This window comes from Corynebacterium sp. UD i78, from assembly GCF_056280545.1.
On sequence record NZ_JBWCED010000001.1, the window covers coordinates 2,292,529 to 2,308,647 of the forward strand.

Consider the following 16,119-nt stretch of genomic DNA (forward strand, 5'->3'; position numbering starts at 1 on the left):
CCGTACATGCCGACAACGCCGCCACGCCCCGCCCCGGACCCCCGGTTCAACTCACATCCGGCGCAGGTCCACGGCGGGCCGCCCCAGCAGGGCACGGCGGGCCTGGTCGTGCACCGCATCCACGGTCGCCCGCACCGCGACCGGGTCCTCCCCCGCCACACGGACGGTGATTCCGGCGTCGTTGACCATGGTGGACGCTGCGGCGGTGAGGTCATCAGGAGAGGATGCCGCACACCGCTCCACCAGCAGATTCCGGACGGAGGCCAGCAACTCCTTCACGGACACGCCGGCCGAACCAGTGGAACCGGTGGGCCCCGCAGCGCCGGCCGGCGGCACGATGAGCACCGTCCCCCACACCGGCCACCGCGACAGCAGCATTTCCGACCTGCCCGCCCCTGCACCGACCACACACAACGAATCCGAGAGCAGCGGCCGTCCACCCCGCTCGACCCGCCAGCACTGGCCCAGGGCATCGAAGAGGTCCCGCTCCCCACGGGCCAGGCGTCCCGTGAGGATCACGTCCGCGGCGAGCAGCGTCGCGGAATGAGCCAGGGAAACATCCGTGACCTGCAGTAACCGCGCTCCGGCGAAGAGGGTGTTCTGCCCGGGCAGGTACTCGCACACCGCGTCCTCCCCCACCGTCAGGCTGATCCACTGTGTGGCGAGCCCGGCGTTCATCCGGTGCACCGGCGTACCCGCCGGAGTGGTGACCGTCGCCCGTGCTCCGTCACCGAGTGTGATCCGCTGCCGGATCCGGTCGTTCTGCGCCAGCCCGCCTCCGGTCGACCGGACGTAGACGAACGCCTCGCCGGGATCGGCGGGATCGACGTACAGCGGCCGGGTGAACTGCATCGGCGCCTTGACGTACCGCGAGGTCACACCGGTTTTCTGCATCTCGGACGCAGCATCCACACCCAGTGTCAGATCGAGGACGCCGACCTTGCCGGGGCGTCCCACCGGCTGCACACCGTCGGTGGCAGCGTCCCCGAGGAAAAACGCGAACTCCCACGGCACCGGCGGCGTGAGCGCCACCGGATCGAGACGGGCAGAGCTCACGCCCGGTACCCCTCCAGCGCTGCCGCAAGCTCGGCGATACCCTTTCCTGCCAGGCAGTCGGTGAGCACGACCGGCCTGCCGTCGCGCACCGCGATGGCGTCGGTGTTCATGATGTCGAGGTCACAGCGCACATACTGCGCGATGTCGGTCTTGTTGATGACGAGGATGTCGGACTCGGTGATGCCCGGCCCCCGCTTCTTAGGCATCTTCTGTCCCTCGGCGGTGTCCAGCACGAAGACGAAGACATCCACCAGTGCCGGGGAGAACGTGAGGGTCAGGTTGTCGCCGCCGGACTCGAAGAACACGGTGTCGATCTCCGGATGCTCGTCGATGAGGTCCGCGGCGGCCATGAGGTTCATCGTCGGGTCATCGCGCACGGCGGTGTGCGGGCAGGACCCGGTCTCCACGCCGACGATGCGCTCCGGATCGATGATGCCGTCGAGTTCACGGCGGACGTGGAGGGCGTCCTCCTGGGTGTAGATGTCGTTGGTGATGACGCCGACCTGGCGTCCGGCATCGACGAACAGAGGCACGAGTGCCTCGATGAGGGCGGTCTTGCCGGAACCGACGGGACCGCCGATGCCGATGCGCAGCGGGGAGCCGGAGCCGGTGACGGAATCAGGGGCGGCGGAGGGTGAAGGAGTGGTCATGGTGGTCCTTTCTAACTCATGAACAGGCGGGCGGGGGCGGTCTCGTGCGCGGCGGAGGCGAGGTCGGAGCCGGGACTGGCGCGGCCGAGCAGGCGCCACCGGCCGTAGGTGGGGGACTCCGGGTTCAGTAGATCGGACGCCACAGCCACGCACTGCCGGGCCAGTTCGGCGATCACCGGGTGGGCGGCGGTGATGATGACCTGGGCGTCGACGTGGTCGAACTGCCGCAGTCGCAGCGCCGCACCGGCCCACCCCACGGCGAGCCCGGTGAGTTCCGTGGCGACGGCCTCGGCCGGGGCGAGCCCGTGGGAGGCGTGGATGAGTCCGGCGACGACGGCCTGGTTACCGGGGGTTTCCTTCGCGGCCACCGCGGACGCAAAGGACGCCAGGGGTTCCGGTTGAACCTGCCCCAGCCGGGTCTCGACATCGGTGGTGACCTGCAGCATCTGGCGTCCGACCCGGGTGGATGCCCGACGCAGCTCACCGGTGACCTTCGTCGCCGGGAGTTCGTGGTCGATGGTGATCAGCGTGTCCAGATCCACTGCGCCCGGCATCGCGGCGGCCGCGGTCGCCACACCGTCGCCGGGTGCGGCGGTGTGCCGCAGATGGTCGATGAGGACGCGCTGCACGGCGTCCGCCCCGGTCACGCGGTGCGCCTGCACAAGCCCCTCGAGTCCGTGGGACAGGGTGTAGCGGCCCGACGGGTACGCCGAATCGGCGTAGGTCATGGCCTGCAGGAACGGAAGCATCGGAGACGTCACAGCACTCAGAACAGGAAGAACTTCTGCGCCAGCGGCAGGGACTCCGCCGGGGCGATGGTCGCGTGAACGCCGTCGACGCTGACCTCGTAGGTGTCCGGGTCGACGCGGATGTCGGCGGTACGGTCGTTGCGGACCATGTCCTTCTTACCGATGCTCCGGGTGTTCCGCACCGGCAGGACTGTCGAAGTCAGGCCCAGCTGTTCGGGGACGCCGGCGTCGATCGCCGCCTGGCTCATGAAGGTGACCCGGGTGGCCTGCAGCGCGGTGCCGTAGTTGGCGAACATGTCGCGGTAGTAGACCGGCTGCGGGGTGGCGAGCGAGGCGTTCGGGTCGCCCATCTGGGCATACGCGATGCGTCCCTGACGCAGCACCAGCCGAGGTTTCGCCCCGAAGGTCTCCACCGGCCAGAGCACCAGGTCGGCGAGCTTGCCGGGCCCGATACTGCCGACATGCTCACCGATACCCTGCGCGATCGCCGGGTTGCACGTGATCTTCGCGACGTAGCGCAGGACACGCTCGTTGTCGTCGCCGTGACCCTTGTCCTCCTCCAGTTCACCGAGTTCCACCTTGCAGTGGTGCGCGGTCTGGAAGGCGCGCTGCCAGGACTCCCCGACGCGACCCATCGCCTGGGAGTCGGAACTGAAGATACTGATCAGGCCCAGATCGTGGAAGACCGTCTCCGCGGCGATGGTCTCGGCGCGCACCCGCGAGTCAGCGAAGGCGACATCCTCGGGGATGTCGTGGGACAGGTGGTGGCAGACCATCACCATGTCCAGCAGTTCCTCCACCGAGTTCACCGTGTACGGCAGCGTCGGGTTGGTTGACGCCGGCAGCACATTCGCCATCCCGGAGACCCGCAGGATATCCGGGGCGTGGCCGCCGCCGGCGCCCTCGGAGTGGAAGGTGTGGACGGTGCGTCCGCCGAAGGCCCGGGCCGTGGACTCGAAGAAGCCGCCCTCGTTGAGGGTGTCGGTGTGGATCGCGAGCTGCACGTCATACTCGTCGCAGACGTCCATGGCGTTGCGGATGTTCGCCGGGGTCGCACCCCAGTCCTCGTGGATCTTCAGGCCCGCGGCACCGCCGACGATCTGCTCGGCCAGCGCCTCGGGCAGTGCTCCGGAGCCCTTGCCGAGGAAGCCGGTGTTCACCGGCATGCCCTCGGCGGCACGCAGCATGAACTGCACACCGTTCGACCCCGGGGTGCAGGTCGTGCCGAGCGTGCCCTCGGCCGGTCCGGTGCCACCTCCGAAGAAGGTGGTGATGCCGCCGGCGAGACCGTGTTCGGCCTGCTGCGGGGTGATGTAGTGGATGTGGGAGTCCACACCGCCGGCCGTGAGGACGCGGTGCTCACCGGCGATGACCTCGGTGCCCGGGCCGATGACCAGCTCGGGGTCCACACCGTCCTGCGCGTTCGGGTTGCCGGCCTTGCCGATCTTCACGATGCGTCCGTCCCGGATACCGACATCGCCCTTGACCACCCCCGCCACGGCATCGAGCACGATGACGCCGGTGATGACGGTGTCGAGCGCGCCGGTCGCCGCTGTGGCGGTCGGGTCCTGGGCCATGCCGTCACGCACGGCCTTACCGCCGCCGTAGACGGACTCGTCGCCGTAGGCGTCCGCGAGGAAGTCGTGGGTGATGCGGACGGTGAGGTCGGTGTCCGCCAGTCGGACGGTGTCCCCGGTGGTGGGTCCGTAGATCTCCTGGTAGCGGTGTCGGTCGATCGAACTCATCAGTTCAGCTCCTCCGGGAGTGCGTCATTGCTGGCCAGGAAGTCGGGGAGTTTCTCGCACGCGGCGGCCTTCACGGCCGGGTCGTCGAGCGCGCCCTCGGTCAGCCCCGCGAAGCCGTGGAGGACGCGGCGTCCGCCGAAGTCCACCAGGTCGACCTCGCGGGTGTCGCCGGGCTCGAAGCGCACGGCCAGCCCGGAGGGGATGGACAGGTGCATGCCCCAGGCGTCCTCCCGGTTGAAGGAGAGTGCGGGGTTGACCTCGAAGAAGTGGTAGTGGGAACCGACCTGGACGGCACGGTCGCCGGTGTTGGACACCCGCAGTGTGGTGGTACGACGCCCCGGGTTGAGCTCGATGGTCGGCCCGGCACCCGGTGCGGTGCCGTAGCCGGCGGCGGATCCGGACATGGTGGTTCTCCTGCCTAGTGGTGGTGACTGTGGCCGTGCGAGTGGCCGTGGGAATGCGGGTGCGGGTGGCTGTGCGAACGGTTTTCGTCGCCGTGGGAGTGGGCGAACCCGGTGGCGTGGTCGGCGAGCAGGCCGGCGGCAATGCCGTCGTCATGGTGGTCGTGGGCCAGATGCACTGCCGTGTGCGTCGTCCGTTCCACCGCGGTGGCCAGGGCGGACGCCCGGAACAGTGGTGCTGCCGTACCGGCGTCCTTCCCGAGCGCCAGGTCCACCCGGATCTCGACGATATCGCGGGCACCGAGAAGTCCCAGCCGCTCGCGGGCCTTGTCCGGGGTCGGCCAGGAACCCTCGAAGGCGACCTCGACCTCGAGGTCCTCGGAGAACTGACGGGCCAGGCGCACCCGACGCAGCAGCTCGGCGTCTGCGAAGGGGTCGACGGTCCTCGCGACGAAGAGCACGGCGTCCTTCCCCTGCAGTGACCCGACGGCACGCAGGTGACGCCGCATCTCGGCGATGGCGCGGGTGGCGTCCACCAGCGAGGGACCGAGAATGACCTCGGTCCCGGAGCGTTGCGCCCACTGCAGGGCCTGCGCGGCCTGGGTGACCGAGGTGAGGTCGCGGTCGGTCCCGGCGGGGATGACGACCAGCGGCTGCTCCTGCTGGCGGGCCTGCTCCAGGTAGGGGGCGAGTGCACGGGGGCCGGTGACGACCGGGGTTCCGGTGACTGCGGCCAGTGTGTCCGGGGTCGGTGCCTCGGCGCCGGCGTAGAGGACGGTGATGCTCATGCCTCTCCCCTACTGCCCGATCGGGTCGTGGACGCTGACCAGCTTGGTGCCATCGGGGAACGTCGCCTCGACCTGGATGAGGCTGAGCAGGTCACGCACGCCTTCCTGCACCTGGTCGGGGCCGAGGACCTGTGTGCCGATCTCCATCGCCTCGGCGACGGTGCGTCCGTCCCGGGCAGCCTCAACGACGGCCTCGCTGATCAGCGCGGTCGCCTCCGGGACGTTGAGTGCCAGGCCGCGGGCGAGGCGGCGTCGGGAGACTTCAGCGGCGGTGAACAGGAGGAGTTTCTCCTGCTCCCGGGGAGTGAGATCCATGGCGTCCTTCCGGTCGTTGTACCCCTACGGTACTGCCGGGGCAGGACGCCGTGTGCCGCCGATGACGGGGTTTAACGCCGTCGAAACACGCGGCGCGCGGTGTCCCACACCGTGCTCAGCGCCAGGAAGACCAGACACGTCATGCCGAAGAGCGGGGCGATGGACCCGTAGACCACCAGTGCGGCGCCTAGGAGCAGGGTGCCCGGGGTGGGGCGTCCCCACGCTGCCCGGCGCGGCGGCGCGGCGAGACCGTTTGCAGGACGCCGCATCCACCACATCGCGTAGCCACGGACCACCATCACGATGACCGCCGCGGCGAGCAGTGCCAGGATGATCTGGTTCGGCAGTCCCAGCAGAGTGCCCATGTGCAACTGGATCAGCCAGGCCGAGACCTGCGCCGCCAGCGGCCAGTCCGTGGAATCCAGCCGGTCCGTGACCCGGCCGGTGGCCCCGTCGACGGCGACGGCGTCCGTGGTGAAGCGCCAGGACGCACGGTTCTCGGCGGCCTGCCACGCCTCTCCCTCGGCGGTCGGCGGGGTGAGTGTGACCGGGGTGCGCAGGTCACGGCGTGCGGTGGCGGCGACCCGGTCGACCGCGTCGGGGTCGGTGCCTGTGTCCGTGTCCGTAGCAGATGTCATGCTGTGGCCGGCATGGCCGCCGTGGCCTGCGTGTGCTGCGTGGTCAGAACTGTCTGACCGGGCTGCGTGGTCAGAACTGTCTGACCGGGCTGCGCCCGTCAGCGTGGTGGAGACCGCAGGTTCGGTCCAGCTCAGGTTCTGCCTGAGCTCGGTGATGTTCGCGCCCGCCACCGAGGACCAGGTCAGGCCCGTGACGGTGAGAAACACCAGGCCGACGGCGATGACGGTGCCGGTGGCCCCGTGACGCCGCATCATCCGCGTCCGCCCCGCCCCGTCACGGCGGAACATGCCGGCCACACGGTTGTCACTCTTACGCTGGCGCCGCCACAGGATCACCACCCCACCGACGGCGAGGACGCCGAGCCAGCTCGCCGCGGTCTCCGAGTAGAGCCGGCCGGGTTCGCCGAGCCAGAGATTCCGGTGCCCGTCTGAGATCCACTGGCGGAACGGGAGTGCCGCAGAGCTGCCGTACTGGGTGGTGTCGCCCGTGATCTCACCGGTGTAGGGGTCGACGAAGACCACCCGCAGCGTGGACTCCGGCAGGCCCGGATCGTTGAACAGGACGCGGGTGGTCTCGTCGGCGTCCCCGAGCCGGATCCCGGCGAGTGCGAGATCGGGGTACGTCTCCTGTGCAGTGGCGACCTGTTCACTGACCGGCACGACGACACCGTGCTGTTCCGGGGCGGTGAGCATGTCATGGTTGTTGACCTGCTCGACCGTCGGGGCGACAGCGTAGAACAGGCCGGTAACCGCTGCGACCAGGATCAACGGGGCACAGATGATCCCGGCGAAGAAGTGCAGCCGGGTCAGCAGGCGTGAAGTCTGGCGGGAGTTACGCGGAGAGCGGCCGGATGCTTGTCCGGACGGAGCCGGGGCGTCGTCGCCGGCCCCGGAGGAGGGGTGCGTGGTGGTCGTCGTCACGATGGAGATAGTCGGATCCGGTGCGTCCCCGGTTCCCGGCGGTCTTCCCCCGGCCGTCCGGGGGTGCACGGGCCTTCCGTATAGTTGTCCACTGGAAACAGCGACGACAACAGAGGAAGACGACATGTCTGATCAGTCCGGAGACTCCTGGGGTGAACCGCAGAATCCGCAGAACCCCTACGGGCAGGACCCGCAGCAGGGGCAGCCGGGCCAGCCCGGCCAGGCGTGGCAGCAGGGGCAGGGCCTGGACCCCTCCCAGTGGGGCCAGCAGCCGTCCGACCAGCCCTCACCGAAGAAGAAGACCGGCCTGATCATCGGTGGTGTCATCGCCGCGGTCGTTGTCATCTGCGCCGTCGTGGCCGCCTACTTCCTCATCGGCGGTGACGACGACGGTGACGAGGACCGCATGCACGACATCGCAGAGTCCTTCACCGAGGTCGAGACCGTCGACGACTACCTCGACTGGGGCAGCGACCACCTGGTGGACGCCGTCTACCAGCAGGAGAAGGAGCAGATCGCGTCCTTCAGCGACGACGGGAAAGCCGAGGTCGAGGACTACTTCGCCCGCGGCGTCGATGTCGGCCGGACCGAGGAGCCCGCCGAAGCCGAGGTCGACAACCTCGCCGACGAGGACATTGACGGCATGAACGAGGCCCTGGAACGCACCGATATCGACGAGGACACCCTGCGTTCCTCCCGCCTCGTATACATCACCGACGAGAACGGCGACGACGTCATGAGTCTTCTCTTCATGAAGCTCGACGACAAGGTCCAGGTCGCCGGCGTCACCCAGGAAGGCACCTCCCAGGAGTGACGCCGGTCGGCGGCGGGTCGGCGCCCTGCGGTCCTCACACCCGGAACATGACCAGGTAGGACAGGTACACCAGGTAGCTGAGCACCAGCAGCAGCCCTTCACGCCTGGTCACCCGGCGGCCGGTGCGGAACATCGTCGCCACCAGCAGTGACACACCGAGCATCACCGGCATGTCGACCTGCAGGACCACGGACTCCACGGGGATGGCGTCCGGGGAGATGACCACGGTCAGTCCCAGGATGAAGACGATGTTGTAGACACTGGAACCGATGAGATTGCCGACCGCCATCGACGCATGGCCACGCATCGTCGCCACGACCGAGGTGACCAGTTCGGGGGCGGAGGTACCGATCGCCACGACAGTCAGGCCGATGAGCGTGTCCGAGACCCCGAGTTCCGAGGCGATGTCGATGGCGCCGGTGACCAGCCAGTCCGCGCCGAGGATGACGGTCCCGATACCGACGACCAGGTAGGCGATGTCGCGGAGAATGCTGAGCCACCCGGGGCGTCCTGCGGTGTCTGCGGCTGCGGCCGCGTCCGTGCCGGCCTCCACCACATTGTCCGGGGCTGCTGCAGGCTCCGGACGTCGGGCCTGCTGCCGGACGTACCAGAGGATCAACCCGGTGTAGATCACACCGACGACCAGCAGGAGGACGCCGGACGTACGCCCCAGACTCCCGCCGAGCGAGAGCAGGAGCAGCAGAGCGGCGACGATGACGACGGCCGGCAGGTCGAGCCGCATGGTCTGGCGTCCGGAACGGATCGGACGCATCGCCGCGCTGATGCCGAGGATCAGCAGCAGGTTCACGATATTCGTGCCGACGATATTGCCGGTGACCAGGCCGGTACTGCCACGCAGGGCGGCGTCGATCCCGACGGCGAGTTCCGGCAGGCTGCTGCCGATCGCCACCACGGTCAGCCCGACGACCATGGGAGAGATCCCCATCCGTACCGACACCGCTGTGGCGCCCCTGACCAGGAGTTCACCGCCGACGACGAGGACGGCGAAACCGAGGATCAGAAGTATCCAGCTCATGAGGTGTGGTGTCCGTGAGCGCGGTCGTGGTCGTGGTCGAGCGCGTGGTCGTGCGAGTGGGTGCCGCCGAGATGGTGCAGCAGCCGGTGGACGCGCTCATCCGTCAGCGCGTAGCGCATCATCCTGCCGTCACGGGTCGCGGTGACGATCCCTGCGGTGGTCAGGAGCCTGAGCGCGGCGGACGCGGTGGCGGTCTTCACCCCGGCGCGGTCCGCGAGCTCGGACATGCTCAGCGTCCCCGGCCCCTCGTAGTGCAGCAGCGTGAGAAGCCGCAGGCGGGTGGGGTCACCGAGCAGACGGAAGGTGTCCGCCCAGTCGTCGGACAGGGTGCACAGGTGGGTGAGCTCATCGCTCTGCGCGTCCTGCGCGTGAGCGTCCTGCGCGTGATACTGTCCGTCGCCGCCGGTCATGGCTCCGTAGTGTAGCCGGACCTGCCGAGGGGACGGTGCCGTACACGATCGTGACGGATCCGCATCCTGCGTACAACGCATATGCCCGAAACGTCATGATCGTGTGCGCGGGCGGCTGCTCACAGGTCCGCCAGCGCCTCGGCGATGAGTGCGCGGGAGCGGCTGCGCAGCTCCGGGTCATTCAGGGCGTCCTGCACCATGATCTCGGTGATGCCGAACTCCTCGACGAACGGTCGCAGTTGGTCACGCAGCGAGTCCGGCGTCCCGGCGAGACACTGCGGCAGTATGAGACCCTCGACATGGGCCGGTGCGTCCTTCTCCTCGGTGGTGAGGTGGTCGCCGGCGTCCGCCAGCAGCGGCACCGGACCGGGCCTCCCGGCGCGCAGGTCCGCCCACATCGCCCGGTTCGGCCAGGTCAGGGTGAGTGCCTCCTCCTCGGTCGGCGCGGCGACGATGTTCAGCGCGAGGATGATCTGCGGCGTCCCCGGGCCGAAGGGTGTGGCGGTGAAGTTCTCCCGGTAGGCACGCAGCGCCGCCTTCGCCGCACGCGGGTTGATGAAGCCGGCGAAGGCGTAGCCGATGCCCAGCTGACCGGCGAATCCCGCGCTGCTCCCGGAGGAGCCGAGGGTGAAAACCTCCGGGACGGAGTCGATGCCGTGGGTCGGGTCGAGCGTGGCGAAGGGGTGCTTCTCGCCGAAGGCGTGATGGTAGTAGGCGAGGATCTCCTGGACCTGGTCACCGTAGTCGTCTCGCCGTGCCGAGCTCCGGTCGCGCTGGAGTGCGGCGTCCGCCACCGGGCCACCGGTCGCGCGCCCCAGGCCGAGGTCGATGCGCCCGGGGAAAAGTGCCTCAAGCTGCAGGAAACGCTCGGCGACGGAGTACGGGCTGTAGTGGTTGAGCAGCACCGCGCCAGAGCCGACACGGATACGGTCGGTGCGCTCGGCGGCCAGGGCGATGAGCTGCTCCGGGACCTGGGACGCGTAGCCGGTGGCGTTGTGGTGCTCAGCGAACCAGATGCGGTGGTATCCGAGCTGCTCGGCCTCGACGGCGGCGTCCAGCGCGCGGGTCAGGGCCTCGTGCTTGGTGTGTCCGGGCGTGACGGGTGCGAGTTCGACGAGGGAGTACTTCATGGGTTCCAGTGTGGCCCTGTCGGCTGTTCGGTGCCGTTACCCTTGCACCCCATGGACCACTTCTTCAGCCCTGACCTCCACCGGTCGACCGCACCGTTCTCGCACGCCGTCACCCACGACGGGCTCGTCCACACCGCCGGCATCATCGGGTAGCACGTCGCGTCCGGCGCCGTGGTCTCCGCGGATGTCGCTGAGCAGTGCTCCGCAATGCTCGCCAATCTCGGCGTTCTGCTGGACGGCACCGGGACCCGACGGGAGGACGCCGTGCGCACCACCGTGTATCTCACGGACTACGCCGACTTCGCGGCGATCAACGAGGTCTACGGCGAGTGGTTCACCTCGCCGTACCCGGCGCGCACCACACTCCAGGTCGCTGCGCTCCCTCTCGGCGCCAAGGTGCAGATCGACGCGGTGTTCCGGGCGCCTGCTGTCACCGGGGCGTCCTGACCTTGGGTCTGGCGTCCGGAGGTTTCCCGTCGCGCAACGGCAGGAAATCGACCTCAGGACGCTACGCACAAGGTCAAGACACATCCTCCGGCGGATAGGTCGGAGCACGGTTGCAGATGGCCTCGAACTCCTCACGGGAAACATCTTCGGGCGTATAGAGCCCTCCACACAGCCCTTCCGCACGAATTGATCTCTGAGCTTCGGGCGTGTTCGTGCATTCCTCCGCGTACCTCATGGTGCCGTCGAACCACTGAGCTGGCCCGGGGGCTCCCTGCAGACACTCCACGACGTACGGTTCCCCCACACTCACCGCCGGTTCCGCTGCACTCGCTGCAGGTTCTTCCGCACTCTCGACCGCAGGTGCCGCCACCGATGACTGCCGGTACTCGGTGACCTCGTAGGCGACATCCCCGAGGTTGCTGATGTCCGTCGAACTGTTGAACCGGAACTGCGGGGTGTCGCAGTTCGTGGTGAGGATCCATCCGTCGGACAGGGTGAGACTCGCGTCGATGTTGTTCGCCGCGTTGCGCAGTTGAGCGTCCAGCAGGACGTCCTCGTTCACCGAACGGAAGGTCACGAGGTACATCGCGATCCCACAGTTGTTCATTGACGCCGGGAACCGGGAATGATCCTCATCGGTGACGGGTGTCGCGTCCTGACCTTCAAAGACGCGCAGCATCCCGTTCCAGGACCGGTTCTTCACGTAGTCACCCCAGGCCTCGACCGCCGCCGGCACCGGGGCGGGGTTCACGCTCTGCACGCCGGCGTTCTCGAGCAGCGCGACGGAGTCAGTCCCGGGCCGCTCCTCACTCCCCGTGTCCTGCACTGCGGACGTCGACGCAGAGGCAGGACCCGTGGCCGAATCATCGTCTTCTCCCCTGCCCCAGATCAACCAGGCGCCGACCGTCGCCACCACGACGATGAGCACCACGGGCAGTGCGATGATCAGCCGCGACTGCCCTGTCGTCGGACGTCGCCCGGAGTCTGCTCCGGCGAAGGGATTACCGGGACTGTTGTTCTGTTCCTGAAACGTCACGCAGGCACAATAGTCAGACACCCTCTTTTCATTACGGGCAGGTAAAATCTTCATTCAAACGGTCGATTGAATGTGCAACTGAGCGGACGCGAGGGCTAGCGTCAGGGCGGTGACCATCTTCGCCGAGCTCCGCCACCGCGGGCGACAGGACGTGACCAGTCCCGACGCCATGACCGCGGATTCCGGCGCCACCACCGACCCCCTCGGCTTCACGGCATCCACCAGGCGCACCGTCACCTGGATCATCGTGCTCGCCGCGGCGCTGCTGGTCAGCGTGGTGTTCAGCGTCGGCTTCGGCTCCGTCCACGTCTCTCCCGCAGACTCCGCCCGCATCCTCTCCCACCACCTCTTCGGCACCGGCCTTGACCTCGGTGGCACAAGCGGCGCAAGCACCACCTCGGACCTCGCCCGGCACGACGCCGTCATCTGGACGATCCGCGCACCGCGCGCCGTGCTCGGGGCGCTCGTCGGCGCAGGACTCGCCATTGCAGGGGTGATCCTCCAGGCCACCGTCCGCAACGTCCTCGCCGACCCCTACATCCTCGGCGTGAACTCCGGCGCCTCCGTCGGTGCCGCCGCCGCGATACTCACCGGTGTCGGCGCAGGATTCGGTGACTACGCCCTGCAGACCAGCGCCTTTCTCGGCGCCACCGTGGCGTCCTTCGTGGTCTTCGGCGTAGCCCGCTCCGGCGGGCGCCTCACCCCGAACCGCCTGATCATGGCCGGTGTCGCTGTCGGTTACGCCCTGTCTGCGCTGACCAGCTTCATGATCTTCGCCTCGGACTCCGCCGAATCGAGCCGTTCGGTGATGTTCTGGCTGCTCGGCTCGCTGGGCCTGGCGTCCTGGTCCGGGCCGTTCGTCGTCGTCGCTGTCGTGGTTCTGATGGTCGCGGTGTGCCTGATGGTCCTCGGACCGAGACTCGACGCCCTCACAGCCGGCGACGAGACCGCACTCACCCTGGGCGTCCACCCGGAGCGGATGCGCATCCTGTTGCTCATCCTGTCCTGCCTGCTCGTCGGCACGGTCGTGGCGATGGCCGGTTCGATCGGTTTCGTCGGGCTGGTCGTCCCGCATCTCGCCCGGCGGATGGTCGGTGGTGCGCACCGGGCCGTCCTGCCGGTGGCCGCCCTCCTCGGGGCGATCCTGCTGTGCTGGGCGGACATCGGTTCCCGCACCCTTCTCGCCCCGCAGGAGATCCCGATCGGCATCATCACCGCCCTGGTGGGCGCCCCGTTCCTCCTTATCCTCGTCCGACGTATGCACCATGGAGCAGACCAGTGAAGAAGACTCTCGCACTCACCCTCGCCGCCGGCCTCACCGTGGGCCTCGCGTCCTGCAGCTCCGGTGACAGCGCCTCCGCCATAGAGGTCGACAACTGCGGCGGTACCGTCCACCTCGACGGTCCGCCGGAGAATGTCACGCTGCTGAAATCAGCGCCCGTGCCGACGCTGCAGCACCTGGGTGTCCTCGACCGGGTGACGAACCGGGCCGGAAGATACCCCACCGCCTACTACGATGACGCCACCAACGACGCCCTGTCGGCCATCCCCTCCCTGACCGACAGGACGGATGCCTCAGGCCATCTCCAGATCTCCCGGGAAGAGGTCGTCGCCACCGGTCCGGACCTCGTCCTCGGTGAGACGGACACCGTCAACCGGCAGACCCTCGCCAGCTCGGATATCCCGCTGATCGAGGAACCGGCTTTCTGCGGTTCCCTGGAAGGCGCTGTGACCTGGGACGATGTCTGGGACCAGATCAGGCTCTACGGCACCGTCTTCGACAGGGACGCGGAGGCGGAGGAGTATGTCACCGCCCTGCAGGACCGCCTGGCGGCCATCGAGGACGCCGCCACCCCCACGAAGCCTGACGGCTCCCCCTACCGCATCGCGGTGCTCTACCCGACTGTCGGAGGCGGGGTGACCTACGCCTACGGCACAGGGTCGATGGCCGCCCCTGTGGTGGAGGCCGCGGGGGCGGAGAACGTCTACGCCGACCAGTCCGACCGGGTCTTCGAGGTCACCGCCGAGGACATCGTCGACCGTAACCCTGACGTGGTGCTCGCCCTCTACTCCGACGGTTCCGCCGACGGGATCGTGGACGCCGTGACCGGGCTCCCGGGCATGGACCGCACCTCCGCCGGGCAGCGTGGCCAGGTCCTGCCGCTGCTGCTGAACTACGCCGAACCACCGACTCCGCTGGCCATCGACGGTCTGGAGCAGGTTGACGGGTACCTCCGGGACCTCCCGGACGCCTCGGGCACGGCGGACAGCCGGGCCGGTCAATGATCACCGCGGAGAACGTCCAGGTCCAGTTCGGATCCTCAACTGCGGTCGACGGGGTGTCCCTGACCGTGCCGGACTCCGGGGCTCTCGGACTCGTCGGCCCGAACGGCTCCGGAAAGACCACCCTGTTACGCGCCCTGTACGGGTCCGCGTCCCTCGCTGCCGGCCGCGTCCTGCTCGACGGGGAGGACCTGACGCAGGTGCGACGACGGGAGATCGCCCGCACCGTGGCGGTCGTCGCCCAGGAGAGGGACGCGGCGTCCGCCGGCATGCCGATGACTGTCGCTGAGCTGGCGATGCTCGGCCGACTGCCGCACCAGAGCTTCGGATCCCGCTCGGGTGAGCGGGACCGGGAGATCGTCGAAGACTCATTGGACGCGGTGGGGATGACGGCCCTGGCCCGCAGGGACCTGTCAGAGCTGTCCGGCGGCGAGCGGCAGCGGGCTCTCATCGCCCGGGCGCTTGTCCAGCAGGCCCGCCATGTGCTGCTCGATGAGCCGACGAATCACCTGGACATCCGCTACCAGCACGACGTTCTGGAACTCGTCGTCGGGTTACCCGGATCTGTGGTGGTGCTCCACGACCTGAACCTCGCCGCCCGGTACTGCGACCGGCTCGTGGTCCTGGATCACGGACGGATCGTCGCGACCGGGACACCGGGCGAAGTACTCACCCCGGAGGTGCTGGAACCGGTGTACGGGCTGCCGGTGAAACGGCTCGACGTAGACGGTGAGATCACCCTGGTCTTCCCCCGGTCCGCCCGGACCACACCGGGTCAACCGCATGCCCGGGAGAGGGACGAGGTGTCCTCATGACCACCGCCACATCCGTCACGACCACCTCGCTACAGGACAGGCTGGACACCTACTGGTCCGGACGCGCCGTCGAGTACCACGCTCACCAGGTCTCCGGGGCACGTGCCGCGATCGACCGTGAACTGTGGACGTCGGTGTTCACCACCTCGCTGGAAGACTGTGGCGTGGACAAGGCCGGAGCCCTCGACATCCTCGACGTCGGCACCGGATCGGGTTACCTGGCGTCGCTCCTGACGGACGCAGGCCACCACGTCACCGGTGTGGACCACTCCCCTGGCATGGTCGCCGCCGCCCACGCCGCACACCCTGAGCTGTGCGTTCTGAACGGCGATGCCCACTCCCCCGGCCTCCCCGCGTCATCTCTCGATGCCGTCGTCAACCGTTATGTGCTGTGGACGCTCCCCGATCCGGTTGCCGCAGCCAAGGCGTGGCGGACGCTGCTGCGCCCCGGTGGATCGGTCGTCGCGGTGGACGCCACCTGGTTCCCGCACGGTGTGGACCCCGCGATGAAGGTTCCGTCCGCAGACGGGGAGGACGCCTTCGCCCGCACCTATGATCCGGCGACGCTCGGGGAACTGCCGCTGGGTACGGCAGCTTCCATGGACGACTTCGCCGAGGTGTTCCGGGTCGCGGGATTCACCGATGTCACTGTGCAGTCATTGCCGCAGGTCGCGGAACTGGACCGGCGTTTCGGGGTGGCGCCGGGGCACGAGTCCAGGCCCCACTTCGTGGTGACGGCCAGCTGATCGGGCGTCCGTCGGGGACCATGGTCGTCTTTCCGGGATGTCGGCGTCGCGCAGCGTCAGGTCGTTCAGACCCCCTCGCGAGCGACCTCAGGGTGCGTGCTGCGGACAGCCCCACCCGGTAACGTGGATACCCTGACAA

At 68.5% G+C, this 16,119-nt stretch carries 18 protein-coding genes; 6 read left to right on the forward strand and 12 right to left on the reverse strand.

Features of this window, described 5'->3' with window-relative positions; all coding sequences use genetic code 11:
* Nucleotides 1-51 precede the first annotated feature (51 nt).
* The 8 genes from ACZ9GM_RS10775 to ACZ9GM_RS10810 form a co-directional block, all read right to left on the reverse strand.
* Nucleotides 52-1,056, reverse strand: coding sequence for an urease accessory protein UreD (locus ACZ9GM_RS10775; protein ID WP_476037815.1), 1,005 nt, complete (start codon nucleotides 1,054-1,056; stop codon nucleotides 52-54).
* On the reverse strand, nucleotides 1,053-1,706 hold the full coding sequence (gene ureG, locus ACZ9GM_RS10780; protein ID WP_291474440.1) for an urease accessory protein UreG: 654 nt from the start codon (nucleotides 1,704-1,706) through the stop codon (nucleotides 1,053-1,055). Before ureG ends, ACZ9GM_RS10775 begins: the two co-directional genes overlap by 4 nt.
* 11 nt (nucleotides 1,707-1,717) lie before the next feature.
* Nucleotides 1,718-2,467 carry an urease accessory protein UreF gene (locus ACZ9GM_RS10785; RefSeq protein WP_476037816.1) on the reverse strand — a complete coding sequence of 250 codons (750 nt, stop codon included), beginning with the start codon at nucleotides 2,465-2,467 and terminating at the stop codon, nucleotides 1,718-1,720.
* A gap of 5 nt (nucleotides 2,468-2,472) precedes the next feature.
* Nucleotides 2,473-4,200, reverse strand: coding sequence for an urease subunit alpha (ureC, locus tag ACZ9GM_RS10790; protein WP_291474442.1), 1,728 nt, complete (start codon nucleotides 4,198-4,200; stop codon nucleotides 2,473-2,475).
* On the reverse strand, nucleotides 4,200-4,604 hold the full coding sequence (locus tag ACZ9GM_RS10795) for an urease subunit beta (RefSeq protein ID WP_291474443.1): 405 nt from the start codon (nucleotides 4,602-4,604) through the stop codon (nucleotides 4,200-4,202). The genes ureC and ACZ9GM_RS10795 overlap by 1 nt, the downstream gene beginning before the upstream one ends.
* Before the next feature lie 14 nt (nucleotides 4,605-4,618).
* Nucleotides 4,619-5,389, reverse strand: a complete 771-nt coding sequence (locus tag ACZ9GM_RS10800; RefSeq protein WP_291474444.1) for a hypothetical protein — start codon at nucleotides 5,387-5,389, stop codon at nucleotides 4,619-4,621.
* A 9-nt stretch (nucleotides 5,390-5,398) separates the two neighbouring features.
* Nucleotides 5,399-5,704 carry an urease subunit gamma gene (locus tag ACZ9GM_RS10805; RefSeq protein ID WP_014011090.1) on the reverse strand — a complete coding sequence of 102 codons (306 nt, stop codon included), beginning with the start codon at nucleotides 5,702-5,704 and terminating at the stop codon, nucleotides 5,399-5,401.
* A gap of 71 nt (nucleotides 5,705-5,775) precedes the next feature.
* Nucleotides 5,776-7,263, reverse strand: coding sequence for a PepSY-associated TM helix domain-containing protein (locus ACZ9GM_RS10810; protein ID WP_476037817.1), 1,488 nt, complete (start codon nucleotides 7,261-7,263; stop codon nucleotides 5,776-5,778).
* 124 nt (nucleotides 7,264-7,387) lie between these two features.
* On the opposite strand from ACZ9GM_RS10810, the gene ACZ9GM_RS10815 reads away from it, so the two are divergent.
* The gene (locus ACZ9GM_RS10815) at nucleotides 7,388-8,077 is read left to right on the forward strand and encodes a hypothetical protein (RefSeq protein ID WP_476037818.1); all 690 of its coding nucleotides are present in this window, start codon (nucleotides 7,388-7,390) and stop codon (nucleotides 8,075-8,077) included.
* Between the two features lie 34 nt (nucleotides 8,078-8,111).
* Here ACZ9GM_RS10815 and ACZ9GM_RS10820 read toward each other — a convergent pair whose 3' ends face one another.
* The 3 genes from ACZ9GM_RS10820 to ACZ9GM_RS10830 form a co-directional block, all read right to left on the reverse strand.
* Nucleotides 8,112-9,113 carry a calcium/sodium antiporter gene (locus ACZ9GM_RS10820; protein ID WP_291474446.1) on the reverse strand — a complete coding sequence of 334 codons (1,002 nt, stop codon included), beginning with the start codon at nucleotides 9,111-9,113 and terminating at the stop codon, nucleotides 8,112-8,114.
* Nucleotides 9,110-9,523: an ArsR/SmtB family transcription factor gene (locus tag ACZ9GM_RS10825; protein ID WP_291474447.1), complete on the reverse strand. Its 414-nt coding sequence runs from the start codon at nucleotides 9,521-9,523 to the stop codon at nucleotides 9,110-9,112. Before ACZ9GM_RS10825 ends, ACZ9GM_RS10820 begins: the two co-directional genes overlap by 4 nt.
* 119 nt (nucleotides 9,524-9,642) lie before the next feature.
* Complete coding sequence (locus tag ACZ9GM_RS10830) at nucleotides 9,643-10,653, reverse strand: MsnO8 family LLM class oxidoreductase (RefSeq protein WP_476037819.1); 1,011 nt, start codon at nucleotides 10,651-10,653, stop codon at nucleotides 9,643-9,645.
* A gap of 171 nt (nucleotides 10,654-10,824) precedes the next feature.
* On the opposite strand from ACZ9GM_RS10830, the gene ACZ9GM_RS10835 reads away from it, so the two are divergent.
* Nucleotides 10,825-11,100: a Rid family hydrolase gene (locus tag ACZ9GM_RS10835; RefSeq protein WP_476037820.1), complete on the forward strand. Its 276-nt coding sequence runs from the start codon at nucleotides 10,825-10,827 to the stop codon at nucleotides 11,098-11,100.
* A 73-nt stretch (nucleotides 11,101-11,173) separates the two neighbouring features.
* Here the strand turns inward: ACZ9GM_RS10835 and ACZ9GM_RS10840 are convergent, their stop codons facing one another.
* Complete coding sequence (locus ACZ9GM_RS10840; protein ID WP_476037821.1) at nucleotides 11,174-12,136, reverse strand: hypothetical protein; 963 nt, start codon at nucleotides 12,134-12,136, stop codon at nucleotides 11,174-11,176.
* 169 nt (nucleotides 12,137-12,305) lie between these two features.
* Between ACZ9GM_RS10840 and ACZ9GM_RS10845 the strand changes: the two genes are divergently transcribed.
* Genes ACZ9GM_RS10845 through ACZ9GM_RS10860 form a run of 4 tightly spaced genes read left to right on the forward strand, consistent with a single transcriptional unit; the run spans nucleotide 12,306 to nucleotide 15,980 of the window.
* On the forward strand, nucleotides 12,306-13,418 hold the full coding sequence (locus tag ACZ9GM_RS10845) for a FecCD family ABC transporter permease (RefSeq protein WP_476038349.1): 1,113 nt from the start codon (nucleotides 12,306-12,308) through the stop codon (nucleotides 13,416-13,418).
* A complete protein-coding gene (locus tag ACZ9GM_RS10850; RefSeq protein ID WP_476037822.1) occupies nucleotides 13,415-14,422 on the forward strand; it encodes an ABC transporter substrate-binding protein in 1,008 nt (335 codons plus the stop codon). The genes ACZ9GM_RS10845 and ACZ9GM_RS10850 overlap by 4 nt, the downstream gene beginning before the upstream one ends.
* Entirely contained in the window at nucleotides 14,419-15,234 is an 816-nt protein-coding gene (locus tag ACZ9GM_RS10855) for an ABC transporter ATP-binding protein (RefSeq protein ID WP_312775769.1), read from the forward strand. The genes ACZ9GM_RS10850 and ACZ9GM_RS10855 overlap by 4 nt, the downstream gene beginning before the upstream one ends.
* Nucleotides 15,231-15,980, forward strand: coding sequence for a class I SAM-dependent methyltransferase (locus ACZ9GM_RS10860; protein ID WP_476037823.1), 750 nt, complete (start codon nucleotides 15,231-15,233; stop codon nucleotides 15,978-15,980). Before ACZ9GM_RS10855 ends, ACZ9GM_RS10860 begins: the two co-directional genes overlap by 4 nt.
* Nucleotides 15,981-16,119 lie beyond the last annotated feature (139 nt).